This is a genomic window from Novosphingobium aquiterrae, assembly GCF_042434435.1.
GTDB lineage: Bacteria > Pseudomonadota > Alphaproteobacteria > Sphingomonadales > Sphingomonadaceae > Novosphingobium > Novosphingobium aquiterrae.
This window is the reverse complement of sequence record NZ_JBHLTL010000005.1, coordinates 69478-81845: the sequence shown is the minus strand read 5'-3', so window position 1 is coordinate 81845 and position 12368 is coordinate 69478. Positions and strand designations below refer to the sequence as shown.

Here is a 12368-nt window from a genome sequence, read left to right as displayed (position 1 = left end):
GGCAATCGCCTTAGCCGGCCGATGGAGCCTTGGGCTTGCCGGGCATGTCCATCATGCAATCGGCTGCGCTCATCTTTATCATGTCGCAGTTGCAATCCGCCATTTCGGAATTGCGGTCCTTGACCCAGACGCGAACCTGCGGAGACAGGTTGGACTTGTTCGGTCCGAAAGTGGGGCGGGATTGCCATTCCCAATGGCCACCGGCGTTGTCGTGGGCCGAGGCCACGGATGCGCCTGCGAGTGCCGCTGCAACGGCAGCGAGCGTGAAAATCGTCTTCATGTTGAAAATCCTTGATTGAACTATGAGGTGACGCACGACGAACGCGAGTTCGCCGGCGCCGCTTGGGTTCAGCCAAGGCGTGTGGGTGGCTCGGGCTCCGGGCCGGTATTGCGACCATCAAGCGGCGCGACCGGCATTTGCGGTGGAGTTGCCGCACGAAATTCTCGCGCTACGCCGGGAGCGAGGGGAGGTAGCAGCGCCACAGGCACGGCGCAGCCCATCTTGGCGATGCAGTCTGGCGTCATGCCTTGGCAGGGTTTCTCGGGCTGCGGTTTCTGCTTTGCGAGACCCATCATCTCCGCACATTCCGCGCTCATTTGAGACGCGGCTACGGTCTGCTCGACTTTCGCGACCGGCATGACATGCGCAAACGCAGCTTCCTGGCCCAAGAGGCCAAGCAGTGCCCCCAAAAGGAGCAGCAAGGAGAACCAGCGCTTCACGCTACCCTTCTCGGCTTGGTCTTGCCTGCTGTCAATTCCCGCGCCGAATGTTGCCGGGTTTCTGCAAGTCCGGCAAGAATTGGACAATCAGGTCTTGCATCACCGCTGCACCCCTCGACCAGCTCGAGCAGAGTGCGGCGCATCGCTTCCAGCGCCGCCGCCTTGCGGGCAAGTTCTTCGGCATGCTCAAGGGCAATCGCCTTGACCTCGCTGCTGGCTCGTTCGCGGTCGTCCCACAGACCGAGAAGCGCGCTTATCTCTTCGACCGAGAACCCGAGGTCGCGGGCATTGGCGATGAAACGCAGACGCTCGATCGAGCGTGGCGGATAGTCCCGATACCCGTTGTCGCGCCGATCGGGCGGCGGCATCAGACCGATGCCCTCGTAATGGCGGATCATCCGGAGTGACACGCCTGTCACCTTCGAGACCTGTCCGATATTCACGGCAGGTGCTCGCCTGATCGCCGATGCTGACCGTGGTGATGGCCGCCGTGGAAGAAGTGCAGCAACGGGCAGGCAAACAGGAAGGCGTAGGGGATCAGGCCGAACAGATGCTGGCGATGTTCCGGATAGATTAGAAATACTGCGATCAGCGCGGCTGAAGCCGCCGACAGAAGCCAGGCCCGTTTGTTGGAGAAATTCATAGTGCGACCCTCCTTAAACGCAGTGAATTGCCGATGACGCTGACCGAGGACAGCGCCATCGCCGCCGCTGCGATGATCGGCGAGAGCATGAGACCGAACAGCGGGTAGAGCGCGCCCGCGGCCACCGGTATGCCCGCGACATTATAGGCAAAGGCGAAGAACAGGTTCTGGCGGATGTTGCCCATGGTCGCATGGCTCAGGTGGCGGGCACGGGCAATGCCGGTAAGATCGCCCTTGAGCAGCGTGACGCCGGCGCTCTCGATCGCGACATCGGTGCCCGAGCCCATGGCGATCCCGACATCGGCTGCGGCAAGCGCTGGGGCATCGTTTACACCGTCGCCGGCCATGGCGACGATCCGGCCTTGTTCGCGCAATCGCTTCACGATCTCGCTTTTCTGATCGGGCAGCACATCGGCCTCGATATCGGTGATGCCCAACCGGCGGGCGATCGCCTCAGCGGTCACATGATTGTCCCCGGTCAGCATGATGACATGGATGCCGGCCTCACTGAGCGCCTGAAGCGCGGCAGGCGTCGTTTGCTTGATTGGATCGGCGATGCCGATCACACCCGCGATCTTGCCATCAATGCCAAGAAAAATTGCGGTTGCGCCTTCGCTGCGCAGACGGTCGGCCCGCTCACCGAGCTCGACAACCGGAATGTTTTGCTCACCCATGAAGCGGGCGTTGCCGGCGACAATGCGGCGTCCGTCGATCAAGCCGGTGATCCCTTTGCCGACCGGCTGATCGACCTCGCTCGGCTCGCTGATGGAGAGGTTCCTGCCTTGCGCTGCCTTGACGATGGCCAGGGCCAGGGGATGCTCGCTGCTGCGCTCGAGGCTGGCGGCGAGGCGCAGAACTTCATCTTCGCTGAACCCTTCGACGGTCTCGAGGGCAACCACCGCCGGTTTGCCTTCCGTAAGCGTGCCGGTCTTGTCGACGACGAGCGTATCGACCTTTTCCATGCGCTCCAGCGCTTCGGCATTCTTGATCAGAATGCCCGCCTGCGCGCCGCGTCCCACACCGACCATGATCGACATCGGGGTGGCGAGGCCCAAAGCACAAGGGCAGGCTATGATCAGCACCGCGACTGCTGCGATCAGGCCATAGCCCATCGCTGGCGATGGTCCGATGAGTGACCAGACGATGAAGGCAATCGCTGCAACAGCGATTACCGCAGGCACGAACCACGCTGAAACCGTATCCGCAAGCCGCTGGATCGGCGCGCGGCTGCGCTGTGCATCGGCGACCATCTGGACGATGCGCGAGAGCATGGTATCGCGCCCGATCTTCTCGGCGCGCATGACCAGGCCGCCGGTTTGGTTGATCGTGCCGCCGATCAGCTTCGACTTTGCTTCCTTGGTCACCGGCATGGACTCGCCGGTCACCATCGATTCGTCGACGGTGCCACGGCCATCGAGAACCACACCGTCAACCGGCACCTTCTCGCCGGGACGGATGCGCAAGGTGTCGCCGACCAGAACCTCGTCGAGTGTGACTTCCTCATCTGATCCATCGGCGCGGACCCGGCGGGCGAGTTTGGGCGAGAGATCTAGCAAGGCACGGATCGCGCCACTGGTCGTCTCGCGGGCGCGCAGTTCGAGCAACTGGCCAAGCAGAACTAGCACGGTGATCACCGCCGCCGCCTCGAAATACGCCGGGACTGCACCGTGCGCAGTTCGGAACGCCATTGGGAAGATACTCGGCAGGAGCGCAGCCACCATGCTGTAGGCCCAGGCAACGCCCGTTCCCATCGCGATCAGCGTGAACATGTTGAGATGGCGGCTCTTCACCGAGGCCCAGCCTCGCTCGAAGAACGGCCATCCCGCCCAGAGCACGACCGGTGTCGCGAGCACCATTTGCACCCAGTTCGACCACTGCTGATCGATCAGGCGGCCCATCGCCAGCAAATGCCCGCCCATTTCGAGTGCTACCACCGGCATGCTGAGGACCAGCCCGACCATGAAGCGCCGCTTCATGTCGGCATATTCCGGGGAGGGGCCATCGCCGAGCGTCGGGGTCATCGGCTCCAGCGCCATTCCGCAGATCGGGCAGCTTCCCGGACCCGGCCGCTGGACCTCGGGATGCATCGGGCAGGTCCAGATTGCCCCTTCGGGCGCGGGCTTTGTGACCCGTGGTGCATCGCCAATATAACGCGCCGGATCTGCCTCGAACTTGGCGAGACAGCCCGCGCTGCAGAAGTAGTGATGCGCGCCCGCATGCGTCGCGACATGCTGTGTGGTCGCAGGATCGACGCTCATCCCGCAAACGGGATCAGTTACCATTCCCGGCATCGAAGTCTCGGCACGGACGCCGTGGATGTGATCGTGATGCGACTCGACCATGCAATGTGCTCCTTCAGTCGCCACTTCATGAACCTTGACATCATGTCAGGGTCAAGGGGAGAATTCTCCACGGCGCATCTGGAGCTTGCGGGACAGCGCAGGAGCCGAAACGAACGCAATTTTCCTGCTTTCGCTCAGTTGCGATCCAACGACGACAGTGCATTGTAAACCAGCGCGAAGAGTCCGCCTGCAATCAAGCCGAAAGCGAGCGACCAGCAGAGCCCCTGGAAGAGGGCGGTCGCCGACGAACCCGGTTCGCTCGTGAACAGATTGAGATACATGTGTGAAGCAGGGCCAATGGGAAGAAACGACCCCAACCAGCACATCGCAAAGAAGACCGCTGCGGTGATCGCGCCGGCGACGGCGACCCGGGCAACGCCAAGTTTCATTTTCAGTTGGTCTGACATGGAACACCTCCACTCATTGCAATTTGAAAGACCTATTTGCTGCATTTCAAAGCGTCATTGACGATCATCAACACTCGCTTGCCCGAAAGCATTGCGTCATCCTGCGGTGCCTGGCGGCTCCAGGGTTCCAAGCCAGGCGACCAATGCGAGGATCGCCAGCGCCGCCGCGCTCTCCAGGATCAAGCTTCGTCTGAGATCGCGAATGGCCGGAGCTGGATCGGCAGTACCAATCACAGCACCAAGCGCCGGCGTGAGCCGCCAGCGATTTGCACCGGCTAGCGCCAGCATCGCCCCGAACAGACCCAGCTTGGCGAGCAGCAACTGCCCGTAGGGCGATGCGAGCAATCGGGAAGGGCTGGGCAATCCCAGCAAGATCAGACTGTTGATCAAGCCGGTTGCGACGATCAATCCGACCGCGAGCGTGCCCACTTGCGAAAACTGCTCAAGCGCCCGGTGAGCCACCGACAACTGCTCGCTGCCCTGTCGCCCGATTGGCCGCAACAGCATCCACGAAAAGGCAGCAATGCCGCCGATCCAGACTGCTGCCGCCAGCATGTGGACGATGTCGCTCAGTCGGTGGATGGTTCCGGTCCAGCCTTCTGTCGCCCCGGCGTGACCGGTCCAGACCAGCGTGGCGATGGCAAGTGCGCTCGATGTGAGCAGGGCAAAGCGCGCCGCGGACGGACGGCGATCGAGCGCACTGGCGGCAAGTACGGCAAAGGCCATCGCCACCATGCGGACGATCCAGGCCGTGCCGATCGCGCTCTTGCCGATGATTTCGCGCAGGACTTGGCCGTCGAGTGCCCAGAGGCTCGAGCCGGTCATCGAGGCAGTGAGCGCAAGCATGCCCAAACCCGACAGCATAAGTCCAACCAATGTTAGGACAACTGCGGGTCTGATCAGTGGCAGAATGCCTGAGGTTTGCTCCTCCGCGACGAGGGCGTAGAGCGAGAATGCGACCATGCCCGCCAGCACCATCAGGTCGGCATAAAGCGCGAACCGGATGATAATGACGGGCAGGTTGTCCATTCGTCCTAGCGCACAGTGAAGTTGAAGTTGCCGCTCATGCGGTGCGTGTCTGTGCCCGCAGCGGTCCAGGATACCTGATAGGTGCCAGCCGCAAGCGGACGCCTGAGCAGCAGCGTCATCGATTTCCGGTCCTTGCCCATCTGGGCGGTGAATCCGGTTATCGGCATCGGCGCATGGCTTGCCATGCCGGGCATGCCGGTCATCGCGATCGTTGCGCGCGCGGTGGCACCGATGACCGCCTCGTTGAAGCGCAATTCAATCTTGGTCGGGGCGGCGACCGTGGCATTGGCCGCCGGACTCGACGCCACGAGCTGGGTGTGTGCGGCCGCGATCTGCGGGGCGGTGAGCCCCAGTGCTGCGACGGCGAGGACAAGACAGGGGAAGCGCATCAACAATCTCCTTGGAGCTGGGTATCATCGGGGAATACGCAGCCCGCGCCACTGCCCCTTGAAATTTCCGCAATGGAAATTTCCTGAGGGGTCGCTCCTGCCCCTGCGTATAAGGAGCCAAGACATAGGGAGATTGCTCGTGCCCGACATTGATCAGGCGCTTTACCGCCTCGGCGCATTGCCGGTCCCGGCCGGGCTGGCCGAGTTGGACGATGCCGTATTGGCAGGCCTTGCGCGTAGTCGGCGAGAGGCGGCGGTATCTCCGCGCCTGATGGGTTACGCTGTCGCCTTCGCGTTGGTCGTAGGCTTTGCCGGGGGCGGGTTCACCGGAAGTGAACCTGCCACTGCGCAGGCGCTGTCGCCGTTTGCACCAGACAACCCACTCGCACCCTCGACATTGCTGGATGTTCATCAGTGAGCTGGAGCAAGCGAATCGCATTGATCGCCCTCGTCGCCTTCGTGGCGGCGATGGGGGGCACCTACGCCGGGCGGGCGCTCCTCGCGCCCGAAAAGCAGACCGAAACCGAACTTCACGCACTGTTGCATACCGAACTCGACCTCGATGCCGCGCAGCAAGCCAAAATCGAGGCGATCGAGCAGCGATTCGCTGCTCGCCGAAAGGCGCTCGAGCTCGAGATGCGCGCTGCGAATGCCCATCTCGCCGCCGCGATGCAGACCGAGCACGGCTACGGACCCGAAGTAACCGCCGCGATCGATCACACCCATATGGTCATGGGCGAGATGCAGAAGGAAACCCTCGAGCACCTCTTCGCTATGCGTGCCGTTCTTCGGCCCGATCAGGCCGTCAAGTTCGACAGGACCGTCACCAGGGCCCTGACCCCCGACACACGGTGAGCCTGCCGCTGACTGACGGCAGCGATGCGGAAATCGCGGCACTGGCGCTCGCCGGGCGACAGGACGCCTATCGCGAATTGCTGTCGCGGCACCGCGAGCCGGTTTTTCGCCTGGTGCGCGCGACCACCGGCGATCCACATGAGGCTCTCGACATTACCCAGGAAACCTTCGTCGCGGCGTTTGCCGCACTCGCGCGCTACGATCGCGAACGTCCGTTCTCGGTGTGGATCAAGCAGATCGCGCTCAACAAATGCCGCGATTGGGCGCGGCGGCGCAGGGTTCGATCCTTTTTCACCCGCGCAGCTCCATTGGAAGACGCCTTCAGCGTGTACGATGATGCCGTTCCCGCCGATGTGCAGGCCGCCGATCGAGCTGAGCTGGCGCGGGTGACCGCTGCCATTGTCGGGCTGCCGGTGCGCCTGCGTGAGGCTCTGGTGCTGAGAACTGTCGATGGCCTGAGCCAGGCCGAGGCCGCGGATGTGCTGTCGGTCAGCGAGAAGACTATCGAAACCAGGCTATATCGTGCCCGGTCAAAGCTGAAGGCCTTGCTCGGCGATTAGTTTTTGAGGGGCATGGCCCGGCGCTGCGTATGAGGCACTGACAGTCAGCCACTCAATCCGGTAACAATCATGCCAGCAATCTCCCTCGATCGACGCACCCTCATCCGTTCCGCCGCCTTGGGGTGCGGGGGACTTGCCATGTCGACGGCGCTGCCCGCCTGGGCGCGCAGAGGGACGCCGGGGCTTGCCGCACCGATGGCAAGCGCATCAGGCGAGGAGATCGCCCTTTCGATCGGGCACGCGATGATCGGCGTTGGCGGCCGCGAAGGGCATGCCATCGGGATCAACGGCGGCACTCCCGGACCCATCATCCGCCTCAAGGAAGGCCAAAAGGTTCGCCTTGCGGTTACCAACACACTTGCCGAAGAAAGCTCGATCCACTGGCATGGGATGCTGGTTCCGTTTCAGATGGACGGCGTTCCAGGCGTCAGTTTTCCAGGAATAGAGCCAGGCGCGACCTACAGCTATGAGTTCGATGTCAGGCAATCGGGCACGTACTGGTATCACAGCCATTCGGCCATGCAGGAAGCGATGGGGCTTTACGGGGCGATCGTCGTCGATCCTGCCGGTCCCGATCCGGTGGCCTACGACCGCGAGCATGTGATCCTGCTAGCCGACTGGAGCTTTACCCACCCGCACACACTGCTGCGCAAACTGAAGGCCCAAGGGGGCTATTTCAACATGCAGAAGCAGACACTGGCTGGCCGCCTGGCAGGCAAGGACCAGTCGCCAGCCGAGCGGCGCATGTGGGCGGGGATGCGGATGGATCCGACCGACATCTCGGACGTCACCGGCTCAACTTACCATTTTCTCGTCAACGGACACGACACCGCCGCCAACTGGACAGGACTGTTCACGCCGGGCGAGCGTGTGCGCCTGCGGATCATCAATGCCTCGGCGATGACCAATTTCAATGTCCGGATTCCGGGACTGCCGATGACCGTGGTCGCCGCCGATGGGCAGAATGTGCAGCCGGTCGAAACCGACGAGTTCCAGATCGCCATAGCCGAAACCTACGATGTGATCGTCCAGCCTTCGTCGGACCAGGCCTACGGCTTCATTGCCGAGGGGATCGACCGTTCCGGACAGGTCCGCGCGACGCTGGCGCCGCGCCTTGGCATGGTCGCGCCGATCCCGGCAATTCGCGAACGCCCACTACTCACGATGAAAGACATGGGCATGGGCGACATGGACATGTCAGGCGGCGGTGACATGGCGGGAATGGACATGTCTGGCGGTGATATGGCCGGTATGGATCATGGGGCGGGGGGGCACGGCGCGATGAATATGCGCGATCCCTCGGTCGCGCCGCAGGTCAAAATGGGTCCGGGGGTCGCTACGCTATCCCCGATGCCGACTGACCGGACCGGCGAGCGTCCGACCGGCCTCGAAAAGGTCGACCACCGGGTCTTGACCTACCGCGACCTCAAATCGCTCGCGCCCAATGCCGACACCCGCGCGCCGTCGCGAGAGATCGATTTGCATCTGACCGCCAACATGGAGCGCTACATGTGGTCGTTCGATGGCCAGAAGTTCAGCGAGAACACCGAACCGATCCCCTTCCGGCACATGGAGCGGGTCCGCGTCAATCTGATCAACGATACGATGATGCCGCACCCGATCCATCTCCACGGACACTTCTTCGAGGTGGTGACCGGCAATCCCGGTCATCACCCGGTCAAGCACACGGTCAACGTCCTGCCCGGCGGCAAGGTCTCGTTCGACCTGACAGCCGACGCGCTCGGCGACTGGGCGTTCCACTGCCACATGCTGCTCCACATGATGTCGGGCATGTTCCGCGTCGTCACGGTCCGCCACGAGGAGGATGCGGCATGAAGCTCCTGCTCGTCAGCACTGCCGTTGCTATCGCGCTTGCGTCCCCAGCCGCCGCGCAGATGGACATGAACATGCCGGGCATGAAAATGCCCCCACCGGCGGCCGCACAGGTGGTCAGGGCCAAGCCAAAGGCCAAGCCCGTCAAGCGCCGCGCGCCCAAGGCCCGGATAAGAGCAAGGCCGACACAGGTGGTCGCGCCAACCCGTCGTGCAGCACCGCCGGTGCCCCATCCCGCAGCCGGTCACGGCACGGCCGGTATGCCCGGAATGGACAAGCCGCCAGCCGCGCCCGCCCCTGCGCCAGCTGGTCAGGAGACACCCGCCGCGCCTGGACACGACATGGCATCCATGCCTGGCATGGACATGGGGAAGCCGGACACCACCGTTCCGGCCGACCCCCATGCGGACCATGACATGACTGCCATGCCGGGCATGTCATCAGGAGATGCAGAAATCGGCACTGCGCCAGCCCCGGCGGCGGCGACTGATCACGCCGCCGATGCCTTGTTTGACCCGGCGGTGATGGCGCGGTCCCGTTCCGCGCTGCGGCGTGAGAACGGCGCGTTCAGTGGTTCGATGATCCTGTTCGATCTCGCCGAATATCAGCCACGCCCGGGCGGCGACGGCTATCGCTGGGAAAGCGATGCCTGGTTCGGCGGCGATATTGACCGCCTGCAGATCAAGACCGAGGGGGAAGGTAGCTTTGGCAAGCCGATCGACGACTTCGAGGTTCAGGCACTCTATTCGCGTGCGATTTCGCCGTTCTGGAATGCCCACGTCGGCATCAGGCATGACATTGCTCCCAATCCATCGCGCACCTATGCCGTGTTCGGCGTCGAGGGGCTCGCGCCTTACTGGCTGCATCTGACCGGGCAGCTGTTCCTTTCGGACAAGGGCGATGTCCGTGCCCGGTTCGAAGGCAGCTACGACGAGCGAATTACGCAAAAGCTCATTTTGCAGCCGCGTTTCGAATTGAACCTCTCGGCGCAGGACATGCCGGCCATCGGTATTGGCTCGGGATTGACCAGTTTCGAGCTGGGTGCCCGCCTGCGCTACGAGCTGCGCAAGGAGTTTGCGCCCTACATTGGGGTTGAGTGGTCCGGGCAGACCGGCGATACCGCGCGCTATATGCGTTTGTCTGGGGACAAGCCCAATGCAGTCATCGTCGTTGCCGGCATAAGGTTCTGGTTTTGAGAGGCAAACATCGCATCCACCTGTTCGCCAGCCATTTGCACAAGTGGCTGGCGCTGTTCATAGGTGCCCAGCTGCTGATCTGGTTTGCCAGCGGGGCGCTGATGAGCTTGCTGCCGATCGCCAAGGTGCGCGGCGAGCATCTTGTAAGCCGTAATACGGTCGCACCGATTCCGACTGGACTGCACTTGGTCCCGCCCGAAAAGCTGCTCGCGCAGGTCGGAGTGCCGGTTGAAGCTTTGACCTGGCGCATCCTGGACAACAAGCCGGTCGCAGAAGTGGCGACGGCACGAGGGGTTCGGCTTTACGATGCCACCAATGGCAATGCGCTGCCCCCGATCGATGCCGCGGCAGCAACGCGAATTGCCGAACGGGCTTGGAAATCGGACCAAAAGCCGGGTTCGACGGTCACCCGCATAACCGAGGAAAGCCCCGAATATCGCGGCACTGTTCCCTCTTGGCGGATCGCGTTTGCCGATCCCGATGGAACAAGCGTGTTTGTCGCAGCCGACACCGGCAGGATCGCCGCCGTACGGACCGGCACATGGCGCCTCTACGACTTCTTCTGGAGCCTCCACATCATGGATTGGAAGAACCATGAAGATTTCAATACGCCGTGGCTGGTGGCATTTGCCATTGGCGGTTTGCTCTTTGGGCTGGCAGGTACGATGCTGTTGTTCATGCGTTGGCCGATTCGGCGCAAACGTGCGGCAAAGGCGTTGGGACCCAGCAAACTCTAGACCGGGAAAGTTGCCCGAAGGGGTGGTGTCTGTTGCGGTCGGAAATCTGTGAGAACCGAATGTTGAGCTCGGACCCATTTGGGGTTTCTCTTCAAGCTCGTTCACTCCGCCGACATGACGCTTTGCGACCGCGACCTTCAGCTGTCTGAGCAGGCGTCTGCAGGCAACCGAGGGTTGCTTCGACCCGCTGTCAGAGACTTCCGATCGCCCTCATCAGCTTCTCACGCACCTGTTCGGCGGCCAGCTTTAGTCGCGGATTGTCGATGGCCCTCATCGAGGCGACCGGATCAATCGCGGCAATCTCAACCCGGCCACCGCCCACATCCTGAACAACGACGTTGCACGGCAGCATTGTGCCAACCTTGTCCTCAATCTTGAGCGCCTCATGCGCCAATTGGGGATTGCAGGCCCCCAGGATGCGATAATCGCGAAAATCGACCCCGATCTTGGCCTTGAACGTATCCCTGACGTCGATCTGGGTGATGATTCCGAAGCCGTGCGCTTTCAGAGCCTCCGTGGCGCGCTGCACGGCACTTTCGAAATCGGTCTCCAGCGTCTTGGCAAAATAATAGCTCAATGTGCTTTCCTCAGCAGAAAGAGACAGGCCAGGCTTTCCATTGGCGGCCCGAATAACAAGGTTCAGGGAGCGCTCGACAGGAAATCGGCAATCGCCTGCCTGTCCGCGTCATTCAAGCTCGCGGCCATCCGGTTCATGACTGTGCCCTGGCGCTCGCCGCTGGCGAAGCGGTTCAGTTGATCGACGATATAGGTCGCGTGCTGGCCCTCGAGGTTGGGGACATTGGCCGTACCCGGCCCCATCATTCCGCCCATGCCACCACCCATCATGCCCCTCATGGGCATCCCGCGTCCGCTACCCGAGCTGTGGCACATCGCGCAGGAGGGCATGCGGGAATAGAACAGGGATTGACCTGCGGCGATCCGGCTTTCGTCCTTTTGCTCATCGGGCTTGCGGGTCTGTTGACTGAAATAGGTCGCAACATCGGCGATGTCTTCATAGGCGAGCGCGGTGACATTGGGGGCCATAATGTCGGATTTGCGCGTTCCTTCCTTGAAGGCGCGAATTTCCCAGTAGAGGTAGGGCAGGCTTTGCCCTGCCAATTTCGGGACATGCGGGTCGGGACCGCCACTTCCATCGGCGCCATGGCAGGCCCCGCACTTTTCCTGCGCGATCCGTAGGCCTCGCCCGGCGTCACCGGCTATTGCGTCCGCTGCTTGCACGTTGGCCCACGGCTGATTTTCTGTTGACGCTTGTGCTGTCACCTGGTGCGAGTCGCAGCCGCTCAGGGCAGCACTTACTGCGAGCACGAGCCAGAACGGGCCAGTCCCGGCACAAACCAGAATTGCCTTCTGTCGCCTTACCGGTTTGGGCATCTCGCCAAAAGGATCACTGGGGCCCTGCATTCCTAAGCCCCGAGGTCGGCCTTCTTCTGCAAATATTCTTCCCGTTCGATTTCACCGCTGGCGTACCGCCGTTCGAGGACGTCGAGAGCAGGCGGACGATTACCCGCATCGCCGGAACCTGCCCGCGGCTTCAGGCCGATACGGAAGAGAATAACGATCCCGACAATTCCCAGCAGAAGCAGCAGAAGGGAGAAGGCGCCATGGAACATCATTCCGCTGCCCCAACCAGCATTCT

General features: G+C 62.4%; 17 protein-coding genes. 6 read left to right on the top strand and 11 right to left on the bottom strand.

The genetic code is table 11. The annotated features are described in order from the left end of the window. Positions 1 to 10 precede the first annotated feature (10 nt). The 8 genes from ACFFF7_RS08900 to copC all read right to left on the bottom strand — a co-directional run bounded on the left by ACFFF7_RS08900 (position 11) and on the right by copC (position 5530). Entirely contained in the window at positions 11 to 280 is a 270-nt protein-coding gene (locus ACFFF7_RS08900; RefSeq protein WP_379481026.1) for a hypothetical protein, read from the bottom strand. 68 nt (positions 281 to 348) lie between these two features. Then, on the bottom strand, positions 349 to 720 hold the full coding sequence (locus tag ACFFF7_RS08895; protein ID WP_379481025.1) for a hypothetical protein: 372 nt from the start codon (positions 718 to 720) through the stop codon (positions 349 to 351). Beyond that, positions 717 to 1163: a Cu(I)-responsive transcriptional regulator gene (cueR, locus tag ACFFF7_RS08890; RefSeq protein ID WP_379481024.1), complete on the bottom strand. Its 447-nt coding sequence runs from the start codon at positions 1161 to 1163 to the stop codon at positions 717 to 719. Before cueR ends, ACFFF7_RS08895 begins: the two co-directional genes overlap by 4 nt. Continuing rightward, positions 1160 to 1363 (bottom strand): DUF2933 domain-containing protein, encoded by a 204-nt coding sequence (locus tag ACFFF7_RS08885; RefSeq protein ID WP_379481023.1) that lies wholly within the window; start codon positions 1361 to 1363, stop codon positions 1160 to 1162. The genes cueR and ACFFF7_RS08885 overlap by 4 nt, the downstream gene beginning before the upstream one ends. Beyond that, positions 1360 to 3654 carry a heavy metal translocating P-type ATPase gene (locus ACFFF7_RS08880; RefSeq protein WP_379481155.1) on the bottom strand — a complete coding sequence of 765 codons (2295 nt, stop codon included), beginning with the start codon at positions 3652 to 3654 and terminating at the stop codon, positions 1360 to 1362. Before ACFFF7_RS08880 ends, ACFFF7_RS08885 begins: the two co-directional genes overlap by 4 nt. A gap of 185 nt (positions 3655 to 3839) precedes the next feature. After that, the gene (locus tag ACFFF7_RS08875; RefSeq protein WP_379481022.1) at positions 3840 to 4112 is read right to left on the bottom strand and encodes a hypothetical protein; all 273 of its coding nucleotides are present in this window, start codon (positions 4110 to 4112) and stop codon (positions 3840 to 3842) included. A 96-nt stretch (positions 4113 to 4208) separates the two neighbouring features. Continuing rightward, positions 4209 to 5141, bottom strand: a complete 933-nt coding sequence (copD, locus tag ACFFF7_RS08870) for a copper homeostasis membrane protein CopD (protein ID WP_379481021.1) — start codon at positions 5139 to 5141, stop codon at positions 4209 to 4211. Positions 5142 to 5146: 5 nt separating this feature from the next. Continuing rightward, positions 5147 to 5530 carry a copper homeostasis periplasmic binding protein CopC gene (gene copC / locus ACFFF7_RS08865; protein ID WP_379481020.1) on the bottom strand — a complete coding sequence of 128 codons (384 nt, stop codon included), beginning with the start codon at positions 5528 to 5530 and terminating at the stop codon, positions 5147 to 5149. A 139-nt stretch (positions 5531 to 5669) separates the two neighbouring features. Between copC and ACFFF7_RS08860 the strand changes: the two genes are divergently transcribed. From ACFFF7_RS08860 to ACFFF7_RS08835, 6 genes are all read left to right on the top strand, one after another. Then, a complete protein-coding gene (locus ACFFF7_RS08860; protein WP_379481019.1) occupies positions 5670 to 5948 on the top strand; it encodes a hypothetical protein in 279 nt (92 codons plus the stop codon). Continuing rightward, the gene (locus ACFFF7_RS08855) at positions 5945 to 6385 is read left to right on the top strand and encodes a periplasmic heavy metal sensor (protein WP_379481018.1); all 441 of its coding nucleotides are present in this window, start codon (positions 5945 to 5947) and stop codon (positions 6383 to 6385) included. Before ACFFF7_RS08860 ends, ACFFF7_RS08855 begins: the two co-directional genes overlap by 4 nt. Beyond that, positions 6382 to 6945 carry an RNA polymerase sigma factor gene (locus ACFFF7_RS08850; protein WP_379481017.1) on the top strand — a complete coding sequence of 188 codons (564 nt, stop codon included), beginning with the start codon at positions 6382 to 6384 and terminating at the stop codon, positions 6943 to 6945. The genes ACFFF7_RS08855 and ACFFF7_RS08850 overlap by 4 nt, the downstream gene beginning before the upstream one ends. 69 nt (positions 6946 to 7014) lie before the next feature. Then, a complete protein-coding gene (locus tag ACFFF7_RS08845) occupies positions 7015 to 8781 on the top strand; it encodes a copper resistance system multicopper oxidase (RefSeq protein ID WP_379481016.1) in 1767 nt (588 codons plus the stop codon). Next, positions 8778 to 9974: a copper resistance protein B gene (locus ACFFF7_RS08840; protein ID WP_379481015.1), complete on the top strand. Its 1197-nt coding sequence runs from the start codon at positions 8778 to 8780 to the stop codon at positions 9972 to 9974. Before ACFFF7_RS08845 ends, ACFFF7_RS08840 begins: the two co-directional genes overlap by 4 nt. Then, a complete protein-coding gene (locus tag ACFFF7_RS08835) occupies positions 9971 to 10711 on the top strand; it encodes a PepSY domain-containing protein (protein ID WP_379481154.1) in 741 nt (246 codons plus the stop codon). Before ACFFF7_RS08840 ends, ACFFF7_RS08835 begins: the two co-directional genes overlap by 4 nt. 190 nt (positions 10712 to 10901) lie before the next feature. Here ACFFF7_RS08835 and ACFFF7_RS08830 read toward each other — a convergent pair whose 3' ends face one another. The 3 genes from ACFFF7_RS08830 to ACFFF7_RS08820 form a co-directional block, all read right to left on the bottom strand. After that, complete coding sequence (locus ACFFF7_RS08830) at positions 10902 to 11288, bottom strand: DUF302 domain-containing protein (protein WP_379481014.1); 387 nt, start codon at positions 11286 to 11288, stop codon at positions 10902 to 10904. Positions 11289 to 11350: 62 nt separating this feature from the next. Beyond that, positions 11351 to 12103 (bottom strand): c-type cytochrome, encoded by a 753-nt coding sequence (locus ACFFF7_RS08825; RefSeq protein ID WP_379481013.1) that lies wholly within the window; start codon positions 12101 to 12103, stop codon positions 11351 to 11353. A gap of 32 nt (positions 12104 to 12135) precedes the next feature. Next, positions 12136 to 12345 (bottom strand): SHOCT domain-containing protein, encoded by a 210-nt coding sequence (locus ACFFF7_RS08820; protein ID WP_379481012.1) that lies wholly within the window; start codon positions 12343 to 12345, stop codon positions 12136 to 12138. Positions 12346 to 12368: the final 23 nt, after the last annotated feature.